The 20,872-nt window shown below is 36.1% G+C and carries 21 protein-coding genes and 1 riboswitch; of the genes, 4 read left to right on the forward strand and 17 right to left on the reverse strand.

Annotation, left to right across the window (positions count from 1 at the left end):
• Window positions 1-22: 22 nt before the first annotated feature.
• Window positions 23-610: an ABC transporter permease gene (locus JFU24_RS12420; RefSeq protein WP_242489031.1), complete on the forward strand. Its 588-nt coding sequence runs from the start codon at window positions 23-25 to the stop codon at window positions 608-610.
• Window positions 611-1,327: 717 nt separating this feature from the next.
• Complete coding sequence (locus tag JFU24_RS12425) at window positions 1,328-1,750, forward strand: carboxymuconolactone decarboxylase family protein (RefSeq protein WP_201222098.1); 423 nt, start codon at window positions 1,328-1,330, stop codon at window positions 1,748-1,750.
• A 177-nt stretch (window positions 1,751-1,927) separates the two neighbouring features.
• Here JFU24_RS12425 and JFU24_RS31350 read toward each other — a convergent pair whose 3' ends face one another.
• The 10 genes from JFU24_RS31350 to JFU24_RS12475 form a co-directional block, all read right to left on the reverse strand.
• On the reverse strand, window positions 1,928-2,203 hold the full coding sequence (locus JFU24_RS31350) for a transposase (RefSeq protein WP_207198782.1): 276 nt from the start codon (window positions 2,201-2,203) through the stop codon (window positions 1,928-1,930).
• A 262-nt stretch (window positions 2,204-2,465) separates the two neighbouring features.
• A complete protein-coding gene (locus tag JFU24_RS12435; RefSeq protein WP_201250019.1) occupies window positions 2,466-4,256 on the reverse strand; it encodes a hypothetical protein in 1,791 nt (596 codons plus the stop codon).
• Window positions 4,257-4,293: 37 nt separating this feature from the next.
• Window positions 4,294-4,617: a hypothetical protein gene (locus JFU24_RS12440; RefSeq protein WP_201182733.1), complete on the reverse strand. Its 324-nt coding sequence runs from the start codon at window positions 4,615-4,617 to the stop codon at window positions 4,294-4,296.
• A 20-nt stretch (window positions 4,618-4,637) separates the two neighbouring features.
• Window positions 4,638-5,822, reverse strand: coding sequence for a glycosyltransferase family 4 protein (locus JFU24_RS12445; protein WP_057217183.1), 1,185 nt, complete (start codon window positions 5,820-5,822; stop codon window positions 4,638-4,640).
• Between the two features lie 498 nt (window positions 5,823-6,320).
• On the reverse strand, window positions 6,321-7,349 hold the full coding sequence (locus JFU24_RS12450) for an FUSC family protein (RefSeq protein WP_056528993.1): 1,029 nt from the start codon (window positions 7,347-7,349) through the stop codon (window positions 6,321-6,323).
• Window positions 7,350-7,482: 133 nt separating this feature from the next.
• Window positions 7,483-8,688 carry an IS200/IS605 family element RNA-guided endonuclease TnpB gene (gene tnpB / locus JFU24_RS12455; protein WP_201222104.1) on the reverse strand — a complete coding sequence of 402 codons (1,206 nt, stop codon included), beginning with the start codon at window positions 8,686-8,688 and terminating at the stop codon, window positions 7,483-7,485.
• 219 nt (window positions 8,689-8,907) lie between these two features.
• Window positions 8,908-9,480, reverse strand: coding sequence for a YdhK family protein (locus tag JFU24_RS12460; protein ID WP_201222106.1), 573 nt, complete (start codon window positions 9,478-9,480; stop codon window positions 8,908-8,910).
• A gap of 383 nt (window positions 9,481-9,863) precedes the next feature.
• Window positions 9,864-10,490 (reverse strand): hypothetical protein, encoded by a 627-nt coding sequence (locus JFU24_RS12465; RefSeq protein ID WP_201182739.1) that lies wholly within the window; start codon window positions 10,488-10,490, stop codon window positions 9,864-9,866.
• A gap of 75 nt (window positions 10,491-10,565) precedes the next feature.
• Entirely contained in the window at window positions 10,566-10,802 is a 237-nt protein-coding gene (locus JFU24_RS12470; protein ID WP_053344532.1) for a hypothetical protein, read from the reverse strand.
• Between the two features lie 220 nt (window positions 10,803-11,022).
• Window positions 11,023-11,790, reverse strand: coding sequence for an arylamine N-acetyltransferase family protein (locus JFU24_RS12475; RefSeq protein WP_201222108.1), 768 nt, complete (start codon window positions 11,788-11,790; stop codon window positions 11,023-11,025).
• Window positions 11,791-12,096: 306 nt separating this feature from the next.
• Here JFU24_RS12475 and JFU24_RS12480 point away from each other — a divergent pair, with 306 nt between their 5' ends.
• Window positions 12,097-12,462 carry a carboxymuconolactone decarboxylase family protein gene (locus JFU24_RS12480; protein ID WP_201225029.1) on the forward strand — a complete coding sequence of 122 codons (366 nt, stop codon included), beginning with the start codon at window positions 12,097-12,099 and terminating at the stop codon, window positions 12,460-12,462.
• A gap of 137 nt (window positions 12,463-12,599) precedes the next feature.
• Here the strand turns inward: JFU24_RS12480 and JFU24_RS12485 are convergent, their stop codons facing one another.
• The 5 genes from JFU24_RS12485 to JFU24_RS12505 all read right to left on the reverse strand — a co-directional run bounded on the left by JFU24_RS12485 (window position 12,600) and on the right by JFU24_RS12505 (window position 17,513).
• Window positions 12,600-13,223 carry a spore coat protein gene (locus tag JFU24_RS12485; protein ID WP_201225030.1) on the reverse strand — a complete coding sequence of 208 codons (624 nt, stop codon included), beginning with the start codon at window positions 13,221-13,223 and terminating at the stop codon, window positions 12,600-12,602.
• 409 nt (window positions 13,224-13,632) lie between these two features.
• Window positions 13,633-13,803: a hypothetical protein gene (locus JFU24_RS12490; protein ID WP_162878748.1), complete on the reverse strand. Its 171-nt coding sequence runs from the start codon at window positions 13,801-13,803 to the stop codon at window positions 13,633-13,635.
• A 22-nt stretch (window positions 13,804-13,825) separates the two neighbouring features.
• Window positions 13,826-15,607 carry a phosphomethylpyrimidine synthase ThiC gene (gene thiC, locus JFU24_RS12495; protein WP_342214743.1) on the reverse strand — a complete coding sequence of 594 codons (1,782 nt, stop codon included), beginning with the start codon at window positions 15,605-15,607 and terminating at the stop codon, window positions 13,826-13,828.
• 133 nt (window positions 15,608-15,740) lie between these two features.
• Window positions 15,741-15,857: riboswitch (TPP riboswitch) on the reverse strand.
• A 150-nt stretch (window positions 15,858-16,007) separates the two neighbouring features.
• Entirely contained in the window at window positions 16,008-16,796 is a 789-nt protein-coding gene (locus JFU24_RS12500; protein WP_201182747.1) for an HAD family hydrolase, read from the reverse strand.
• Window positions 16,797-16,976: 180 nt separating this feature from the next.
• Entirely contained in the window at window positions 16,977-17,513 is a 537-nt protein-coding gene (locus tag JFU24_RS12505) for a histidine phosphatase family protein (RefSeq protein WP_201182749.1), read from the reverse strand.
• 102 nt (window positions 17,514-17,615) lie between these two features.
• Between JFU24_RS12505 and JFU24_RS12510 the strand changes: the two genes are divergently transcribed.
• On the forward strand, window positions 17,616-18,512 hold the full coding sequence (locus JFU24_RS12510) for a PdaC/SigV domain-containing protein (protein ID WP_201182751.1): 897 nt from the start codon (window positions 17,616-17,618) through the stop codon (window positions 18,510-18,512).
• Window positions 18,513-18,878: 366 nt separating this feature from the next.
• Here JFU24_RS12510 and JFU24_RS12515 read toward each other — a convergent pair whose 3' ends face one another.
• Together JFU24_RS12515 and JFU24_RS12520 are read right to left on the reverse strand one after the other, a co-directional pair.
• The gene (locus tag JFU24_RS12515; RefSeq protein WP_201182754.1) at window positions 18,879-19,337 is read right to left on the reverse strand and encodes a hypothetical protein; all 459 of its coding nucleotides are present in this window, start codon (window positions 19,335-19,337) and stop codon (window positions 18,879-18,881) included.
• A gap of 330 nt (window positions 19,338-19,667) precedes the next feature.
• Window positions 19,668-20,567, reverse strand: a complete 900-nt coding sequence (locus JFU24_RS12520; protein WP_201183494.1) for a glycerophosphodiester phosphodiesterase — start codon at window positions 20,565-20,567, stop codon at window positions 19,668-19,670.
• Window positions 20,568-20,872 lie beyond the last annotated feature (305 nt).

Consider the following 20,872-nt stretch of genomic DNA (forward strand, 5'->3'; position numbering starts at 1 on the left):
GACACCTATACTGTGTTTCGTTATGTATTTAGAACAGCAGGAAAGAGATTCAATGATTACAATGTATCAAGAAGCCTTTGTAATGATCGGCGCAATGGTGAGAGCTACATTTATTGTGTTTGCCGCAGTATTGATTGCGAAAATAGTCATTGAGGAATATAAAAACAAAACCATTTTGATTATGTTCTCATATCCCATTAATCGAAAGAAAATGATTGCTAGCAAACTGTTATTTATAGCTGCGCTGACGTTTATCACCATGTTGGTGACTAATATCATTGTTGCGGGATCATTTACTATCATAAATAGCTATTTTCCCATTGTTCCATTTTCAATAACTGCAAATCAGTATTTTGGAGAGGCCTTAAAAATGATTCCATATTCCATTGCCACAGCAGGAATCAGCTTAATTCCATTGTATTTTGGGATGCGTAAACATTCTGTTCCGGCCACAATAAGTTCATCCCTTATAGTAGTGATGATTGCTTGTGCTTCTAATCCAGCATTCTCAATGGTGACTTTCATTCCTCTTCAATTAGCGCTCGCGGCAGTCGGAGTAACAATTGCTTACTCGGCGATTCGAAATATTGAGAAAGAGGATGCGATTTAACTTGAAGAACGGGCAAGCAAAGAGGGTATGTCAACACTAAATTGAACGACTTTTATAAGTACCATCGCTGAAATTCCACTGGTGTCAAATAATAAAGTGTTCCATGAATGTCAATGTTGTTAAACCAATATACAATTATCTAGTTCAGGAGCCAGCTGTTCAAGCGAAGCGACATGTGCCCCGTTTGCGAATTCATTTCTAAACGCGTTGTACATCGCTTCGGCCACGGTGTTACCATACGGACATACTTTTGCACACTAAGTAATAGTTGATTTCCAAATGTCTCTAGTGCATCTGAAATCAACTTATTATCTTTGTCACGATCTATAAAACAGTTGAATATGATGTAAAATCCTTTTTATACTGAAATAAAGTTTGATTAAATTAACGTCATCTTAAAATGGACAACATACATAAAAAGTTTCAAGATGGTCAATTATCATAATCATTTCCCCTGCTCCTTTTCTCGATATAAATGACAAAAGCCCCTGTACGCTAGGTAGCGTTCAGGGGCTTTTAGTTCTCCTCACTTACTTTATAGAAGTAGCCCAATACACCTGCAGTTCGTGAATTTATCCAGTATATTCCAGCTGAATTACCTTTTTAATCATGAAAAAAAGGAATGAATTGCATGAGTTATATGTATTTTACGAATAAAGAAAACTGCGTTATAGTTATTTCTGTCAAATACAAATGATTTTTTAGGAGGAAAATAACATGGAAAAAACTCGTTACCAACAAGGTGTAGATATTATAAAGGAGTATACTTTAACAGATAAAAAGGAAATTGGAACACACATGAATATTGTAGACGAATTTAAAGAACTTGCACCTGATTTAGAGAGTTATATTGTTGAATTTGCTTTTGGAGATATTTATTCACGAGAGGGCTTAACTAATCATCAACGTACGATTGCCACAATCTCTTCTCTTGTAACTCTAGGTACGGAGCCGCAATTGGAATTGCATATCAACACAGGACTTACAATTGGATTAACTCCAAATGAAATTGTTGGAACTGTCATGCACTTGATTCCCTATACAGGCTTCCCCCGTGTCTTGAATGCTCTAAAGGTGGTAAAAAAAGTTTTTGCTCAAAGAAATGTAAAAATTAAGGATTTAGAAATGCAGCCAAATTAATAAAACCGCTAACACGCCTTAAACGACCACATGCTAAAGCAGGTGGATTTGGACATATATGTCGACGACTAAAGTCATCCCAAAGTCCTTAAGCATAATAAATTTTTTCGACATATTCAGTCTTCAATCCTGAATATGCCGTTCTTTTCTTCAGTGACTTGATTAGCTATATGATTTCTAATTGTTTCTTCTGTCATCGTTCCTACTGTGGCTCAGAAATAGCCTCTTACCCATAAATGTTGTCCCCCAATACTTCTTTTTCAGCTCAGGGAATTGATCCTGCAGAATTCTTGAGGATCTTCCTTTTAGGTACTGCATGATTTTACTGGGTGCTAAACTTGACGAACAAGATAATAATAAGTGTATATGATCCTTACCTACACCTACCAAATATGGATGTAACGAATAAAGAAGAAATAGATCAAGTCTTCCCTTTTTACCGGTACCTTCCATATGCAAGGTACCGGTAAAAAGGGAAGCAAACAAAAAGCAGCCCCGAAAACACAATTTTCATCGTGTATTTAGGGCTACTTGACGTTTACATTGGAAAGGAGTCTTGAGTCTGATTTTGACTTTAATCTCTCAGGGGACATATAGCTTTCTGAAATATCAGCAACAAGGAAGCTGCTATTGTTTCACAATTTAATGATTTTCTATTTTGAGTCTTTTCCATTGCATTGTCTACTTAGTCAGCTTCAAAAAAACCTTCCCCTTCTTAAAAGTTAAGCCTTTTTCTTAAATCCCAATATTTAAATGTTATCTTACCCATTTTCGACTTCGAAAGTGAATCGTATTTACGTCCAAGTGCTAGGTTTTGTTTTTCTAGCTTAGTAATTTGTTTAAGTTGAACCGCGTTCAGTTTTTTTAATTTCTTTACTTCTTTAACAAATTCTTTGTTTTTCACTCTCACATCATTGTTTTTATTTTCTACAATTATCCGTTCTTTTTTTGAAATTTCCATGTCTTTTGGTTTTAATTTTGGAGTGCTATTGGTTTCAAATCCTATAGTTTTTAGATATGGCAAATTATTTTGAAAGTTTTCCTCAAAGCCGCTATAACTTTTATGAATTTGAAGGAAGGTAAAACATCCTGCATTTTCCGCTTGAATGATTTGACCAAACCGAGACAGCTTAACAAGTTTTTCTACTTTTTTTAATTCTTCTGGAATGCTTTTGAAAATATAGGTGAAAACTTCTTCAACATTTATATCTGCAGGCAATTTTTTTACCTGATGGGATGGTACATGCTTATTTAGTTCATCAAAGTCATCTTCATCAATATAATATGCATTTCCACTTTTATATAAATAATCAGTAATACGTCTACTCCATAATAGCCCTTGCAGTTTTTTTAATGCTTCCGAAAACAAAAACTGCCTGCTAACTTGATACATTCGTTTGGCTGCAAACTCATAAATATCCTTATTACATAAAGCTAATTTGACTGTGTCACGGAAATCCTTCTCTGTAACAGCATATAACGGGTAATCTTCCCCAAAAAGCTTTAAATGCATTTTGGTTGGATTCATTATTACAGCCTTCCTTAAAATTCCGTATTCCAATAACTTCGTAGACAGTTCCAGACTGCTGTCCATTTCCTCACTTCTCCAGGTTATCCCAATGTCACTGTTCACTATTAATTGTTGAGCATTCTCCCTCGTCACTGCCCCGTACCATGTAAGCCCTTCTGTATGTTCCAGGAGATATGTTGCTTCTTCCTTAAACTGAGAATCGCCTTTAACCCATTTGAATTTATCCCCTGCTATATCAAGTGAAAGATTCGGAATCTCACGCTTTAATTCTTTAAAAGCAGTAATGATAGGAATCGTCTTCCAATCAGGGTCAAATTTCCCGGTATATACAAGTTTGTGTTTTAACCGATCTTCCCCTCCTGCTGATTCAACGTTTGGTATCATCGGGGTAAGCAGGGAAACTTTGTTTTTTTCTTTATTCAAATTAAGAATCTCAATTACAAATTCGCACATCTCTTCTGTTTGACATAAGAAATAAGCACATTGATTGTATATATTTTTGATGCTCTCAAATTTTTCTTCATTAACATCCTGACCTATGTGAGTTAAGCCTGTAGCATAAACCAATGTATTCTTTATGATATGCTTATGCCTTGCTATTTTTTCAACAGTCTCAATGCTTCTTACAAATAGCCAATCATATTCCTTTTGACTCCAATAATGAGAAATGAGCATTTCAGCAATATCAAAATTAATGACACCTTTTTTTACCCATTCTTCATCGGTGGCATTAAAAAAAGGATCAACAAAAGGATTAAGAATCGTTATATTGTCAAATTTCTCAAGTGGCTGAATTAATATATCGCGTTTGACTGGGCTAGCTAAAAGTAAATCTACCTCGATGTTAGAATCTAACGCAATAGTCGAAGCTAGGGAAGATAAAAATACTGCAGATCCATCCATTGAATTCATGTCAATAAAGCCAAATAGAAGTACCTTCATTTTTCTGTTACGCACTAATTCATGTGAACTCAAAGTTTTCACTCCAATGACTGAAATGTGATATGAATTTCTATTTTTTTATTTGTTCTTTCATAGATGATTTGAGTGCAAGGTATTTCAACGTGAATTTCCCTATATATGTAACGTTGAATTTGTGTTCTAATAACTTAAGTCTACGTATCTCTTTGTTTAGCTTAATGTTTTCTTGTTGGGCTAACTTACTTTTTTCTAATTCTTCTCGCAACCTATTATTTTCTTTTGTAACGTTCTCAATAATGTTTTGTTTTTCAGTGCTATCGTTCTCTATGAGCTCTAATGTCATGGACATCATGTCTTTCATTTGTAATTCTAGTTCCTCATACATAGTTTTCCAATATTCGTTTCGTTCGTCCATATTGAAAAAACTCCCCTCCATTAACCTTGGATAATCTCTAATTCTCTTTTAATAACAACATCTACGGCGCATTTATCTCGAATAGACTGCGATGCTTGTTTTGACACTCTTAAGAATACGTCCGAATTGTAATATAAGCGTTCTATTGCATCCGCAATTTCGATAGGAGACTCAGGTTTTGTAAGAAGGCCAGAAACGTCGTGTTTAACGAATTCGGGGATTGCCGTGATATCTGTTGAAATCGGCACTAGCCCACTAGACATGGCCTCACACATTGAAACCCCTTGAGAGTCCAAACGGGTTGGACAAAGAAAAATTCCATACTCCTTATGCAATGCAGCGATTTGCTCTTGAGATATAAAGCCTTTATGAATAGTTACATTCTCAAAATTACGGATTGGCTCAACTGTTTGATCGAACAACTTTCCATCACCATAAAAAGCAAATTCTAATTTATTGAAATATGGTCTCTTTGAAAGCTCTAGCACTGCTTTCACCGATAAATCATTGGCATATTTCCGAGAAGCGTACGGCCTGATTGAAAGGACTTTTGTCCGCATATCTACTGGCTTTTCTATAAAAGTAAACAGATTGTCATCTATTACATTGGGAATGATTACTGAATTTTTCGATTCTGCTCTCGCGTCACATTCCGCTATATGTTCTTTGAACCATTTGGAAATATGAACAAAAGTTGTATCCAATTCATTCGTTTGATAAAACCAATTCATAAAAGAAAGCTGTGCTACATAATAGTCGTCCGCCATTTCAAGAATCTTCCGTAAGCTTTCAGGGCTTTCAAGAAAATTAAACCATCTTCTATGCCAAGCCTCCGTTTCAAAACCATGTATCCACGTAATAATTGGTAAATCTGTGCTTGTTTCTTTTATCGCTTGTACCATTTTTGAATTAACAAAATGAATGAGCGCTTTTTTATGTACTTTATGATTTAAGAACATGCGTAGATGCTGTTCAGTTCCTCGATAAACAGGCACATCTTCATACGAATACTTTTCTGCTTTTTTATAGGCAGGATGTAAAACAAAGACATCGACCTTCAAACCCTCTGCCAAATAAGCCTTGACTCTTCGGTGGATAAACCCATTACGATATAATTGCTTTTCGTGTGGATAAGCATTCGTAATGATTACATATCTATCTTTATCGTTAAATGTAAGTTCATTTAGATTTATAGATTGCTCCATTTTTGTTCACTCCTACTTTTCAGTCATCTTCAATCAGCCTGCTTACTCATCTGTAAATGAAAGATTTTTAGAAGACCCTTATCCCAAGTCAATTCTACTTTTAAAACTGTGAATCGATTATAACAAACATGTATTACTGAATATTGACATCAATACGAGAAGTATGTAAATAAAAGTAAAGTTTTCATGAATTTTTATATATTTTAGTAAAGGGAATAGGAATTCTAGAACATATTTTTAAAATTATTACAGAAATAGGGTGATTACCAGTATTCACATGAAGAGTTGATGACAATGTTAACTAGCAAAAATAAAGAGAGAACGATTCATTTACCAGAATCGTCCTCTTACATTGAAACTATTGTATTTTTTGTGTACTGGAAAATTAAGGCGAAATATCAAAACTGTTAAGTGAAATAGTCAAACGATGATGAAGATCCTTTAATACTATGGTACAGTGAGCATCCTTTTCTCCTGATTATAATCAGATGACTCCCATTACCTTTTTGCCGTTTGGTACTGATCGATTAATCGACTTAATCGTCGCAATTGAAGGCTATATTCTACGATGGAAGAAGCAATAATCATTGTGCGTAATTTCTGTTCTTTATTTTGACTGTATATTTCGAGAGCACGCTCGAAAAATATTTGGCTTTTTTCCGCCATATCATTTTCAATATGATAATCTTCCCCTTTTATTTTCCCCTCGTATTTTAGCAACAAGTATTCATGACCTTTGATTAACTCTTCAAGATGATGGTCGAAGAGATGGTTTTCCTCCTCATTCGTCTTACTCTGGAAATAATGTTCATCAATGTTTTCTACTACTTGTTCTGCCTGCTTGAGGGTCTTCAGCATTTGTTTAAATACTACGATTTCCCTAACATCCAGCTGGTTTAGTTTTACAAGGTTCCCTCTTTCTTCATCAAAAATCTTATATTGTTCTTCTAGTTTTGGAATGTCTTTAATTAATTTTGCATAGTGTTCTTGAAAAGATTTTGCCTTCATTTCCTTGGAAAATGCCGTACGTAATAATAAAGAAAGATTGTTAAAAATCAATTGAACTTTATCAAGGTAATTTCGTTTATATTTTGGTGGGAAGATGGCAATATTTACGATCATTGCACACACAATGCCAACTAAAATGATTAAACAACGATTTAATATAAAGTGTAGACTTTCATTACCTGGAGCACTCATGATGGCTAATACCGTAACGAGTGTAAGCGGTATTGTGCTTTCCATTTTCAATTTCAAACATAGCGAAATTACCAATATCATGACAAGTCCAATCATAATTGGACTATCCCCCAAGAAATGAATAGAAAAAAGCGCAGTCAGTGCACCAATTACATTGGTAATGATTTGGTCAAACAAATGCCTCCATGTACGATAAATAGAAGGCTGTATCGTGAAAACAGCTGCCACCCCTGCAAACACTGCAGGCTGCAAATTTAAGATCGAGCAAATTAACAATGCCAATGTAACAGCAATTCCTGTTTTAAGGACACGCGGGCCTAGAGTCATGGATTTGTATCTCCCATTCTGTAATCTTTATTAATAATCAACATAACAATTGAACTACCCACCACTTATCGACCTTACGGTCTGATTGAAGTGGGGGATTCCTAAGAACATTAGCCTATCGGCCAATTTTTAATTAGGCTACTCCCGTAGTTCCTACGGTTAGAAGCCTTATGGCTTCATTCATTAGATTGAGTCCTGCGTTAATATCTCGATCGTGGTGAGTAGTACAAAAAGGACAATCCCATTCACGAAGATTCAGATGTTTAACGTCTTTATTTTGGTAACCGCAGCTAGAACACAATTGGCTAGAAGCAAACGTTTTAGATACGGTCACGATTTGTTTACCATACCATTTTGCTTTGTATTCCAACATTTTTTTGAATTGGTACCAAGATACTTCACTAATAGCTTTAGCTAGTTTTTGATTTTTCATCATATTCGACACTTGCAAGTCTTCCATTCCAATCACATCGTGGTTTTTGATGATTTTGGTAGAAACTTTATGTAAGTAATCCATTCGGGCATTTGAAATTTTTTCGTGTAGGATAGCCACTTTTCGTTTTTGTTTTTGATAGTTTTTAGCTTCAGCCAATGGTTTATTTTGATTCAAGGCTATTTCTTGTCGCCTTGAAAGAATCCGTTGTGCTTTGGCCAATTTCTTTTCGACCGTCCGGAAGAATTTTGGGTTTTGATAGACCGTACCATCTGAAAGAATAGCAAAATTCTTCAAACCAACATCTACACCGCACGAACGATTCGTTTTAGGAAGTTCTTGTACATGGGTTTCCGCTAAAACGGAAATGAAATATTTACCCGAAGGGTTCCGCCTGATTGTGGCATTGATGATTCGCCCTTCGACTTCGCGGCTTTTAGCAAAACGAACTAGACCGAGTTTTGGCAATTTGATTTTTTTTCCAACAATTCCAATATTCCCATTCGTATGTTTAGTCGTATAGGACTGGATAGGATTCTTTTTCGATTTGAAGCGTGGTGACTTGTTTTGCTTTTTATAATATCGACTATAGGAATCTGCTAAATTTTCCACCGATTTCTGTAAGGCAATACTGTCTACTTCTTTCAGGAAATAATACTCTTTCTTTAAAGCTGGAAGTTCTTTGATTGTTGCGTATTTATTCAGAAAAGAACCTTTCCTTTCATTAGAGGGTAATTGGCCGTTCTGCTTCATTTCTTCACAGATATACCAGTAGGCATCTTTCTCCTTTTGTTTGCCTAAAAAGAAGTTATAGACAAAACGGGAACAGCCGATCGTTTTATTGATTAGAACTAGTTGTTCTTTAGTTGGATAGATTCGAAATTTATAAGCTTTGTTTACGACCATTGGTTTCACCCCCTTATAGTTATTATTAACCACCGAACGTATGTTTGTCAAAAGATTACTTTGGCTTATGCCAAACCGCCATTCATCTCCCCCTTATCGTTGGGCTCTCGCCCTTCACATGCTTGAAAAGGGAGTCTTCCGGCGGGAAATGATAAAAAAGGTTAACCAGTAAGAACTGGCTAACCTTTGATTTGAACGTAAAAATTTGTTGTTTCAACATTATTCAGCCGATGTTAATTCACTTTCTGTTACCCATTTATGGTTTTTAACTTCTTCTCCACCATTAGTCGGAGTGAAATCAACCATATACACAGTCGTTTCTTCAGCAAAATCAATTTCAGCAGTTGCACCATCCATCCCCTCCATATGGGATGCATCTACTGTAACTTCTGCTCCAGGTTCTAACGTTTTCTCGCCAGCATCTTTAAGCTCTTCTTGAATAACCCATTTATGATTTTCCACTTTGTCTCCACCATTTGAAGGAGTATACGAAATAGCATAAGCGGTAGTATCATAGGCACCAACAATTGTTGCTTTCGCACCCTTCATACTTTCCATGTGATCTGATTCTATAATCGCTTGACTTCCGACTTCATAGGTTGGACTTTCAGCTACTTTTAAACCTTTAGGAACATCACCTGAACTAGAATGGTTCATGTCCATATTACTATGATCCTTGTCTTCCTTATTTTCTTTACTTTCATCATTAGTGTTGGAGCATGCACCCAATACTAAGAAAAGGGCTGCACATAATGATAAAATGATGGGCATTTTTATTCTTTTTTTCAGCATGTAATAAATCCTCCTTTAACATTTGAATACATCGTACCAATTAAATATGCAGAAATTGTGGAGTACGCTCAGGACAAAAAAATAGTGCCTTTCATACTGTTTTTTCATTTAGTGGGTTTATTCCGGTTTATCTCCTGACCTATAAACAAATAAAAAGACGACTTTTCCTACTCTAGGTGGAAAAATCGTCTTTTATTGTTATCCTAACCTGCTACAATTGAAGACTTAATTGGATAATTTCTTCTACTCATTACATAAAGAACTTACCTTTACTCAGCCTTCTGTTATATCTTCCCCTAAATGCTTTTTACTCAATCTTCAGGCAATGTGATTGTCATGTCATGAAGTAAGGGTAAATCCCCCCCTTTTTTACAATAAAGAAACTATTCGGAGGCTTTTGATTCTTCAATTTTCTTTATTATATGTGTAAGGTTCATAGAAGAATGTTCTTCAAAATCTCTACCAATAGACCTAAATAATCCTCTTGCTATACACCTTAAAATACTTTCGGCATGCTCGTCCACCATAAAAGACTTTTCAGGAAGACTTGATTCCACGTGAGCACCACCACTCTTTTGAGCAGACTCCTTAATAAAATCTAAGATTGTAATTTCCTGGAGAATGCCCCCTAAACTACTTTTATAGATTACTTGATTTCGCCAAATATTTAAATCAATCCTCGGCTTAGTGTAATCGAAAAGTTCTTCGGGTATTTCTGTATTGCCTTCTTTGCTTATTTCAATGAAATCTTTAACGGGATACAATTTCGGGTTAGGATTGATTTTCTTTATTAAGGAGTTATCAATGGTGACTTTTTCCCTCTTTATTCGTGTATATTTGTTCTCACATAGAATTAGTCTTAACTGCCCGGCAATAACATTATTAAATTCTTTTAAGTCGAAGAGTTCAACAAGCATTACGCTATATTCCAGAATTGTAATAGCCTCATCGAATTTCCGTTTAGTACCAGCGTTTGATCTAGTAAAAACTAATCGATTTTTCTTCTCCATTTTGAATCCCTCCCTTTTCACCTATTCAATTAAAACTATAACAAATGATAAAAAAAAACACCCGTATTGGGTGCTTTATTTATTAGGCCTAAACTTAATTTGCTCTAATTTACGTTTATCTTGGTCTCCTGCAAATTCGATACTAATTACATTAGCTAAGTTGATATGCTTCCCACCTGCTTGTAACCATGTCGCATTTTGAATTAACTGCAGATTCAGAATACTATTGGCTTCATCAGTATAGGGTTCATTCGTCTCTAACTCCTCTGTTTCCCCATTCACATAATAAAATTTGTATTTTGCATTACTCATTTTCATCAGCCTCTTCTCTTGTACTTAGTTCGACAAGGAAGGGTGATTGTCCTGCATTTAATAAGGATAACAAAATCAGATTGTCTCCTTCCTTCAAGGTCGTACAGTAATGGTTCCCGTATGCACCCTAACAAATTCAATGTCTAGGTTAAGGAACATAAAAAAGGCTGTCAAAGGTTTCTCGACAGCCTGAGGGAGGGCAACTTTCTTTCGTTATCTCTTATCTATCAAAATACTGTTTCATTATCTCTTTGAATCGTGTGCTATCTATTTCTTCTTTTGTCACTTTCCCGTCGTCCCACTGCGTAAAGGATGTATCGGTTAAAGTGATGTTCCCGCTATTTGTAAGTCGAGTGATTAAAGGATGTTTGTTAAAAGGTGATTTTGGGTTTTCCCTGATGATAGTTTGAATCTCATTCAGTTCCACAACATTTTCTACGGTCTTTGAAGAATCGAAAGCATACCCAATTTTCCAATCGGGATCTTTATGTTTCAGCTTTAATTCAAAAATATAATCTCCATGTTCGTTACATTCCTTTTTAATTCGAAATTCACCATTTTGAGAAATAACGGTTTCTCCGTTAAACGGTACTGGTTTTAAAGGTAAATTCCCTCCAAATCCCGTATCGACTAAATAAGTTTGACCTTCATGATTTAATAGAATGGCGACATGGGTTCTACCTATGGTCATCCACCCTTGATTGTAAATTACGCCGCGAACTAAGAAAACGTCAAAGTCATTTTCCACTAGGAAAAAATAAAGCGCCGTATTCAATTCATAACAAAGTCCCCCCTCGTTTCTCACAAGAACTTTGTTCATGATATTTTCTTTGTTGATGTCACTAAGATGAGATGCCATGATGGATAAGTTTTCAAAGGGAATTGTTTTCGCTGTCTTTTCAAGAATTTCATCTAATTTTTCAAAAGTCACTTTTTCATGTTCCAGCAGCCCTATTCTTTTTCGGAATAATGCGTTCAGTTCATTCATTACGATTTCCCCCCTTAAGTTAGACACTGCAAAAAGGTATCTTAACTCTTTACATATTTCATTATACTTTGTCCATATTTTAGTCTTCAACTATTCTGGAGTGCCTTGCGGTCTATGGATGCTCTATACAAATGAGCTGTATGTGGCGATGCAACAGAATATCCTTATGTATATGTATTAGTGCATCTACACGTGATCTAACAGGCTATTCATTCACAATAACTCCATCGTTTTTGATTAATCATTTCTTGTTTAGTTCATACTAATTTTTGATGAAAGATTATTATGGATGGAGTTGAATGGGATATGGAATTTGAAGCAAAAAACACTACAGAAATTACTCTTCACGATTATAAAGCTGGTATTGGTATTTTTACGGATAAAATGCCTGAGCTCGCTGAGAAATTCAATTCCTTTACGGAAGAATGCTTTAAAGAAGGTCTATTATCTAAGAAAGAGAAACAGCTTATCGCTTTAGGCATAAGCTTATATTCTCAAGATGAATACTGTATTATCTACCATACTAAAGGATGCCTTGATCAAGGGTGTTCAGAACAAGAAATCCTGGAAGCAATCGGAGTGACGGCAGCATTTGGTGGAGGAGCAACTATGAGCCAGGCTGTAACTCTTGTCCAAAATTGTGTTCAGGAAATAAATCAGATGAAACAATAATAAGGAAACAACACTGGTTAATATTATTGAAGGGATAGGACTTACGGTGCTTAGTCCTATCCCTTAATAAATTGCTATAGTTATCTAACTGGTCGGAATAAATTTGCTAGTTTTTTTAGATTTTGTTTGTTTTTTAATTAATGGCTTACGTTGTTATTTCCTTGTGCGGGTGAATATGAATTCAACATTTGTTGCATATCCTGCTGTGCAAGCTGTGGAACTTGGTAGTAATGATGTTTGTTTTGATATATCGAAATCTCATATGCCATTTCAATGCAGTTCGGAACAGAAGCTGCAAATACGCGACGCACAACTGGGTTTGTAATTTCAAGTGCAGACATTGCTTTTAAAGAAGCAGCAGACTTCACTGCCCCAAGCATCAAGCCTGAAATGCATTCATCCGTAATTTCCGATACGGATTGCAAAGGTTTCTTTGGCTGAGTTGGTGTCAATCCATATATAAAATCGTTACCTTGATTCATGTTGTAACTCTGTGTTCGTTTGGATGGGTCCTGGCCAGATTGAAAGCACTCTAATGAAAGGTTATATTCATCTTGGATGAACTGATATTGACGATCCAGAATGTCCAGTAATTCCTGATCCTGTACATGCTGACGCAAAAGCATATAAGTGTTTAAAGTACCAATCGTTCCCGACAACACTTCATGTACATCGAATACTTCGTGACCACCGTGATTCATTTGTGGGGGTATAGCACCTGTTTGCATATTCTCGTGTGTTTGACCTTGTTGATTTTGCATCATGTAAATTCCCTCCTTGTTTTATGATGTGGACAAGCTTAGTATGTTAAAACAAAACAAGAATATCCGTGCAAAACCCTTCCATGAAAACCTAATAAAGCCACGTTCCTTTATACACTGGTTTTTATGACTAACATGATCCGAAGAAATGAGGGACATATAGGATAAAGAAAAATACCTGGGGTAACTTATACTTATAAAAGAGAAAGGTAATGCCGAGGGTATCTATGGAACTTTCTCAAAGTCTGATTCGGTGCTTATGAAAAATAAGGAAAAAGGATGGTTAGTCCTTTTTCTCCTTAATACTTATAAAACTGAATAATCCCAAGGAGCATTAAAGTCTTATTGATTTGCAATTTTTCTACTTACTAGAATACCAAGAATCCAAAGTTATTTAATCGAGAAATCCCTACCATTGCAGACTCTCAATTAAGTGGCACTTTGTGCATTCTTGTAAATAATCATTTTTTACAAATTCATGATTACAATTTTCCCGAAAAATACTCAGCTCTTTTTTAAGCTGATCCAGCTGATTTTCCAACTGTTTTATTTCAACTTTAATCTGGATTACTCGATTCATCGAATTCTCCTTTTCGTCCATATTATTGATAGATTTTTCCGTCTGTGTTTCTAAATTCATTCGCTTTTTCTTTCAAGCCTTCATCAATTACAGACTCAAAACCAAGCCCTTTTTCTTTAGCTAAATCACGAATATCTTGTGAGATTCTCATGCTGCAGAATTTAGGACCGCACATTGAACAAAAGTGAGCTGTTTTGGCACCCTCAGCAGGCAGAGTTTCATCGTGATATTCAACGGCTCTTTCAGGATCGAGCGATAGATTAAACTGATCTCTCCAACGAAATTCGAATCTTGCTTTTGAAAGGGCATCATCTCGTTTTTGAGCATTTGGATGGCCTTTTGCTAGGTCAGCGGCATGGGCTGCAATTTTATACGTAATAACCCCTATTCGAACATCCTCTTTATTTGGAAGACCAAGGTGCTCTTTCGGTGTCACATAACAAAGCATCGCAGTTCCAAACCAGCCAATCATGGCAGCCCCAATCGCAGAAGTAATATGATCGTAGCCAGGAGCTATATCAGTTGTTAGGGGTCCCAATGTATAGAATGGGGCTTCTTGACAAACTTCCAGTTGCTTATCCATATTTTCTTTAATTAAATGCATTGGAACGTGACCGGGCCCCTCAACCATAACTTGTACATCATGTTTCCAAGCAATCTTTGTTAGTTCACCCAATGTTTCCAATTCCGCAAATTGCGCCTCGTCGTTTGCATCTGCAATAGATCCAGGACGAAGTCCATCTCCTAATGAGAAAGATACATCATATGCTTTCATGATTTCACAGATTTCTTCAAAATGAGTATAGAGGAAGCTTTCTTCATGATGAGCCAGACACCATTGAGCCATAATAGAACCCCCACGGGAAACAATTCCCGTCATCCGCTTTGCTGTTAATGGGATATATCGCAGAAGCACACCAGCATGTATGGTAAAGTAATCAACACCTTGCTCAGCCTGCTCAATTAAAGTATCCCGAAAAACCTCCCATGTTAAATTTTCAGCGACTCCATCTACTTTTTCAAGCGCTTGATAAATCGGTACTGTTCCAACAGGTACAGGCGAATTTCTAATAATCCATTCACGGGTTGTGTGTATATTTTTTCCGGTAGAGAGATCCATGATGTTATCGGCTCCCCAGCGAGTGGCCCAAGTCATTTTTTCTACTTCATTTTCGATGGATGAACTAACCGCTGAATTCCCAATATTCGCATTTATTTTCACATGAAAATTACGTCCGATAATCATCGGCTCACTTTCAGGATGGTTAATATTAGCCGGTATAATGGCCCGCCCGCTAGCTACTTCATCTCGTACAAACTCAGCGGAAACACTTTCTCTAATCGAAATAAACTCCATTTCTGGGGTAATGATACCTTTACGAGCATAATGGAGTTGGGTTATGTTTCTCCCCTTCTTTGCACGCAAAGGATTTCTTATCAATCCCGGAAAAACTTCTGCTTTGGAATGAGACTCAACTTTTTTATACCCATTATCTTCTGGTTTTATTTTACGCCCCACATACTCTTCAACGTCTTCCCGTTCAAGAACCCAGTTGCGTCTAATAGGGTCAAGACCTTTACGAATATCAATAGAATACTCAGAATCCGTATAGAAACCGCTAGTATCATATACGCGTAGAGGTAAATTTTCCTCTTCACCAAATGCTCCTGTTGTGGGACTTAGTTTAATTTCACGCATAGGAACTTTTATATCAGGTCTAGACCCCTCTACATAAACTTTTTTACTTCCTGCAAAATTGGACATAATTGAAACGTTCATGTCATTTACTGAATTACTCATGATTTCATTTCTCCTTTTTAAGTTAGATTAAAAAGGACAAAATCCAATCCATTTTCGCACGAAAAAGCCAGGTCTCATATTTAAGACCCGGCTAAAGTTAGTATGACTACAGAAATGACCAAATTACATGTCATTGAATAGTAGATTCTAACTTCCCCACGCTGGTATGAACCAGATCAGGTCCTGAGGGTTAAGAAGCTTTAACGCGCTTCTCTCTCAGCCCAACTTTTATTGGACACCCCTAGTCTGAATAATATTAATTATTACATGGTAACTATATACCATCCATTTTGGTTTGTAAATAAATTCAAAGTCCTATTATTTTAATGCCATGTTTTGAATTAAATAAAATCCCCTCCAAGTTAAGTTTTTTTGAACTTACTACTTGAAGGGGATATATCCGTTATTTATTTAGACTCTCAAGGATAGGAAAAAGCTCCTCTAAATGCGTAATTTCATAATTAGGGATGACTTCATTCCGTTCCTTATCATGACGGTTTATCCAAACCGATTTAATGCCTGCACGTGATGCACCAAGGATATCCGTCATTAAATTGTCGCCGACCATTAATACTTCATGCTTATCAAGCTCCATGATTTCTAATGCATGCTCGAAAATAGAAGCATCCGGTTTCCCACGTCCAAACGCGCCGGAAATAACGATTTGATCGAAATAAGGAACTAACTCAGGCGTGATTTCAAGCTTCGTATTTTGAAGCTCAGGCGAACCATTCGTCAGCAATAACAATTTGTACTTCCCTTTTAACTCATCTAACACCTGGAATGTTTCTTCATAAATAAATGGTTTTTTCCGTCTCTCAGCAGGGAAACGTTCTGCTAGCTCAAGACCAAATGCCGGGTCATCTATCCCTAATGCCTTCAAGCCTCTTGTCCATGCCTCTTTCCGATAAGCTGGTACAATCTCGGCCATCTTACGGAATTCATCATGATCATCTTGAAAATTACCCCAAAGTCCTTCAAACGGGTTGATACCGATCATTTGCGTAAATTCATATGTATCATAAGAAGAATAAAGCTCACGTGCTTCTTTCCGTACCGCTTCCTCAAACTCGTCAACATTCAAATCATATTTCGCCTTTGCCAATTCGCATGTCGCTATAAAAGCCTCTTTCACACTCTTCTGATCCCAAAGTAACGTATCATCTAAATCAAAAAAAACTGCCTTTACCAAAATGCTCACCCTCTTTTCCCTACCATTGAATTCGAAAAAATTACACTATTACAATAATAAACCACAACCATTAGAAAAAGAATAACTATCGGTAAAATGCCTTCATCTTTCTTTGAAATATCAAAAGGCTTACCCTATTTGCTCATGAAAACTTAAAAAAGTTCACATGCGAGTTTTTCCTTATTTTCTTTCGAACACATACAACTTTCCATTACTAGCAATCTTAAACTTTGGACCTGCGAATCCCCGTCGGATCAGCTCTTTCCTCATATATACCATGAGAGCAGCATGACTCACAATCAAAACATCCTGCTCTCCTTTTGCGAGAAGCTCGTCCAATACTTTATTGATCCGTTTCTCAGCAATCTTAATCTCCGCTCTCGTCTGCTTGTTAACTACCGAGCAACAGCGAATCCAAATGGCCCAAAGTATGAATGGCAGCTTCACCTTCCCGTTAAGAGGTGGAGATGGTATTTCCCGAAGTTCCTCCATCTGATTAACCTCACCAGGATAGATATGCTCAGCCGTCTTCACTGCTCTCGACATATCGCTGCAATAACATCTCTTCCATTCCACATCGTCCAATAAAGTTGTCCCATAAATAATATCTGCTGCATCATAATCCTTAAACCATTGATTCATATCATCCGCCGTCACATATTTTCCAGTTGGGAATTCATGTGCCACCTTAAAGTGTCGTACTAAACCAATTTTCATTTTTTTCTCCTCTTTAACTTTTGAAATAAAAAATTCACTTTCTAATTGATCCACCTACTTATATAATAGATAATGTAAAAATTATACAAAGGTGGTAATTGAATGCTATTCAAGAATTTCACTAAGATTGTCCTTGCTGTCGCATTAACTTTTACATGCATCTCTTTTTTACTGATAAAAATCGACTCAGTCTCAGCAGCCACTACAGAAAATGCCACGGTAAATACGAAGGGTTCCCCTTTAACTGTTAGAAGTGGCCCCAGCACCAGCTATAAAAAAGTAGGATCGTTGGAGAAAGGGAAAGCCGTAACCGTTTATTCGAAAACAAAATCCGGCTGGTCGGAAATTCGGTACAATGGAAAAAAAGCCTATGTATCTACAAAATATTTAAAATTCAGCAATGTGAAGATAACCAAGAAAAAATATAAAAATATCAGTGACTTGTCGTATCCGCAAGTATCAGGACTTAAAAGTAAAGCAGCTCAGGATAAAATTAATCAGGTGTTAACTAAGCATGCCAAGGACGCCTATTCCTCTTATCTGCAAGCCAAAAAGGATAGGGAAAAAGATAAAAATGAGGAATGGTGCAAAGAATCCCCATACTCTTGTCAGTATAGTTACAGTATTTCGTATAAAGTGAAATTCAACCAAGATGGAAAGCTAAGCATTCTTATTGACGATTACTACTATAGCGGTGGAGCTCATGGAATGGGATACACAACATCCTATAATTTCAAAGAATCTTCCGGTAAACAGGTGAAAATCAGTGAAATCCTCACATCCAAAGTGAAATATACGAAGGTGCAGAAATATGCTTATGACTACATGAGGAAAAGAGATAGTTTTTATGTGAAAAAACAGAGCGATGTTCCCGTCAATAAGGATTCACAGTTCTATTATACAAACGGGGGGATCTATCTCGTATTCCAAGAATATGAAGTGGCTCCTTATGCCGCTGGCCATCCTGCCGTAAAAATCCCAAGTAAGGTTTATAAATAATTTCGTTGCACAGGGGCTAACTCCTGTGCTTTTTTAGTACCCTTTAATTCAATATATCTAACAAATGATGAAAAATATAGAACCATATTTCACAATCCGATGCGATTTCATGCATACTTACCATCGCATTCAAAAAAGTGGATTTTTTAATAATAGATATTTGATGGGAATATGTTTTTAACCAATGCCGAACTTACTTTTGTCTGATTTAAACATAATTCGAAGAAGCTCTTAGTTAAAGGACGAGAATAAGGAGTGAATAGGGTTAGATGAGGCCGAATACGAAGAAAAGCTAACCAGAACAGATTTAAAATGATCCAAGAATAATAATGAAAATAGAGAAGGCTTTTACCTTCTCTATTTTTTTCACTTCAAAAATTGGAGTTCCGTAATCGTACATATTTTTCTAAATTTATATTTACCGCTCATATCACTAAATTGGTAATTATTCAGTACCTTTTCCAGCTGTCCTTTTAGCTTTTCTTCCGCGATAAATGAATCGACAGTCACTTTCCAATTTTCTTTTCCGATTAGATCATCTAACGGAATAATGTCTAGAACTTCATCATAAATTTGGATGCTCTGATCAATTCCAAAGCTTCCGTATATGCTGCCATTTTCATCAGCAAAAATATGCTCCGATTCCAGATCCTCCACCAACACCTCTAAAAACCCCTTTGACTCAACAGGCTTGATGGCAATCTCTGCTTCAGCCTTTACAGGCCCCAATCTCTTATCAACAATCTCAATCGTTAACTGAACTTGAATAGGCTGATATACTGCCTCAAACCCTTCACAAAGTTCAGCCGCCGAATTATATACCATCAGACCTACCTCCCTTTATCAATATTATTATATAATAAATTGTATCATTTTCTTATCAAACACTCTTATTCAAGATCATTTATCGGCCTTTCTTTTTTTAAAACACATATTATACTTCTCTATATCATAATACTATGAAGATCTGACGCGCAAATTGCCGTCGATGTCACACGTACGATAATATCATCCTTCTTCTGAAGTTTCGGATTAGGTTTAAATTCAAAAAACGAGATACAAAAAAAAGCCCCGAAGAATCGAAGCTTACTTATGGATACCTTTATTTAGTTGATGATTCCTAATAAGCTTATATAGATCTTCTCAATCTATTCTTCATTTACTCATAATCTGATTGTGTTTTTCTTTTTTATACTCTTTTATTACCTCATTAAATACATCAGGGTAATTTGTAAACAATCCCGTTGCTCCCCATTCTAAAGCTTTTTTCATATCAGCTCTTTCATTTACTGTATACGGATGAAATTGAAGACCATGATTTCTGACCATTTTCACGTATTGTCCATCTATCTTAGTGAAGTTCGGACCAACTCCAATGGCATATTCCTTAATAGATTCCAATTCTTTATCAGAAATAGTTGCCTGATTCTTATAAGAGAAAAGTTGAACCAGTGGCAACTTTGGATTCATGTCATGAACCTTCAACAGACTTTCTTTGCTGAACGATTGTATAAGTACATTTTTGGTACGTCCCTTTGAATCTACCATCTTATAATCTTTCAGAACCTCTAGAAGTTCTTTTTCCATTCCTGGATATACCTCTGGAGACTTAGTCTCAATATAATAATTTGCCTGTCTGCCAAATTTTTTAAAGACCTCTTCAAGAGTTGGAACCACTAACCCTTTATATTTCGTTTTTGCAAATTGCGGATATTTTTCATTGAACCAAGAGCCGGCATCCAGTTTTTTTATTTCTGCTAGTGTTAAATCTTTCACCAGACCTGTACCATTTGTTGTGCGATCCACCTTTTCATCATGCATCGCTATTAATCTTCCGTCCTTAGTCATCTGGAGATCGATTTCTATGTAGTCACCCTTCATTTGTTCTCCCAATTGATAAGCGGGAATGGTATGTTCAGGAGCATAACCAGAAGCACCGCGATGCGCGATATTCACAATTTTCTTCTCATAAATTGATGAGTTTGAGTGATTTTCTTTTGCTGAAGCAGCTGAAGCATCCAACGATGTAGCCTGTAATATAAATCCTACGCTCATAATACATAGACCTAATTTCTTTATACTAGTTTTCAATTTCCCTCTCTCCCTTCTATTCTTACTTTCATTTTAGAAGGGAAATGTAAAGCTACAACTAATATAGTGTAAAGAAACTACACCTCTATAAAAATAAGGAAAGAAACCCATAAAACAGCATACTGATAAAAATCACTTAGTTCGTTTCACCTATTTTGAATGCACTATCCAGTTCCTTTAGACTTATTTTACTTAATTTGCTTCCCAATTTAAAGCTTTGTAAAATGAGATATCAAAATCTATGTTTTTTTGATTTACAAAAAACTAGT

It is taken from the genome of Peribacillus sp. TH27 (assembly GCF_016650915.1).
Lineage (GTDB): Bacteria > Bacillota > Bacilli > Bacillales > DSM-1321 > Peribacillus > Peribacillus butanolivorans.

What these genes read in the sequence shown, in the direction of transcription:
- JFU24_RS12520 (WP_201183494.1), bottom strand. Translation starts at nt 20,567, where the DNA reads ATGAGCGTAGGATTTATATTACAGGCTACATCGTTGGATGCTTCAGCT.
- JFU24_RS12465 (WP_201182739.1), bottom strand. Translation starts at nt 10,490, where the DNA reads ATGGAGAAGAAAAATCGATTAGTTTTTACTAGATCAAACGCTGGTACT.
- tnpB (WP_201222104.1), bottom strand. Translation starts at nt 8,688, where the DNA reads ATGGTCGTAAACAAAGCTTATAAATTTCGAATCTATCCAACTAAAGAA.
- JFU24_RS12440 (WP_201182733.1), bottom strand. Translation starts at nt 4,617, where the DNA reads ATGGACGAACGAAACGAATATTGGAAAACTATGTATGAGGAACTAGAA.
- JFU24_RS12480 (WP_201225029.1), top strand. Translation starts at nt 12,097, where the DNA reads ATGGAATTTGAAGCAAAAAACACTACAGAAATTACTCTTCACGATTAT.
- JFU24_RS12470 (WP_053344532.1), bottom strand. Translation starts at nt 10,802, where the DNA reads ATGAGTAATGCAAAATACAAATTTTATTATGTGAATGGGGAAACAGAG.
- JFU24_RS12445 (WP_057217183.1), bottom strand. Translation starts at nt 5,822, where the DNA reads ATGGAGCAATCTATAAATCTAAATGAACTTACATTTAACGATAAAGAT.
- JFU24_RS12450 (WP_056528993.1), bottom strand. Translation starts at nt 7,349, where the DNA reads ATGACTCTAGGCCCGCGTGTCCTTAAAACAGGAATTGCTGTTACATTG.
- JFU24_RS12425 (WP_201222098.1), top strand. Translation starts at nt 1,328, where the DNA reads ATGGAAAAAACTCGTTACCAACAAGGTGTAGATATTATAAAGGAGTAT.
- JFU24_RS31350 (WP_207198782.1), bottom strand. Translation starts at nt 2,203, where the DNA reads ATGGAAGGTACCGGTAAAAAGGGAAGACTTGATCTATTTCTTCTTTAT.
- JFU24_RS12420 (WP_242489031.1), top strand. Translation starts at nt 23, where the DNA reads ATGTATTTAGAACAGCAGGAAAGAGATTCAATGATTACAATGTATCAA.
- JFU24_RS12475 (WP_201222108.1), bottom strand. Translation starts at nt 11,790, where the DNA reads ATGAATGAACTGAACGCATTATTCCGAAAAAGAATAGGGCTGCTGGAA.
- JFU24_RS12510 (WP_201182751.1), top strand. Translation starts at nt 17,616, where the DNA reads ATGCTATTCAAGAATTTCACTAAGATTGTCCTTGCTGTCGCATTAACT.
- JFU24_RS12490 (WP_162878748.1), bottom strand. Translation starts at nt 13,803, where the DNA reads ATGAATCGAGTAATCCAGATTAAAGTTGAAATAAAACAGTTGGAAAAT.
- JFU24_RS12485 (WP_201225030.1), bottom strand. Translation starts at nt 13,223, where the DNA reads ATGCAAAATCAACAAGGTCAAACACACGAGAATATGCAAACAGGTGCT.
- JFU24_RS12515 (WP_201182754.1), bottom strand. Translation starts at nt 19,337, where the DNA reads ATGGTATATAATTCGGCGGCTGAACTTTGTGAAGGGTTTGAGGCAGTA.
- JFU24_RS12505 (WP_201182749.1), bottom strand. Translation starts at nt 17,513, where the DNA reads ATGAAAATTGGTTTAGTACGACACTTTAAGGTGGCACATGAATTCCCA.
- JFU24_RS12460 (WP_201222106.1), bottom strand. Translation starts at nt 9,480, where the DNA reads ATGCTGAAAAAAAGAATAAAAATGCCCATCATTTTATCATTATGTGCA.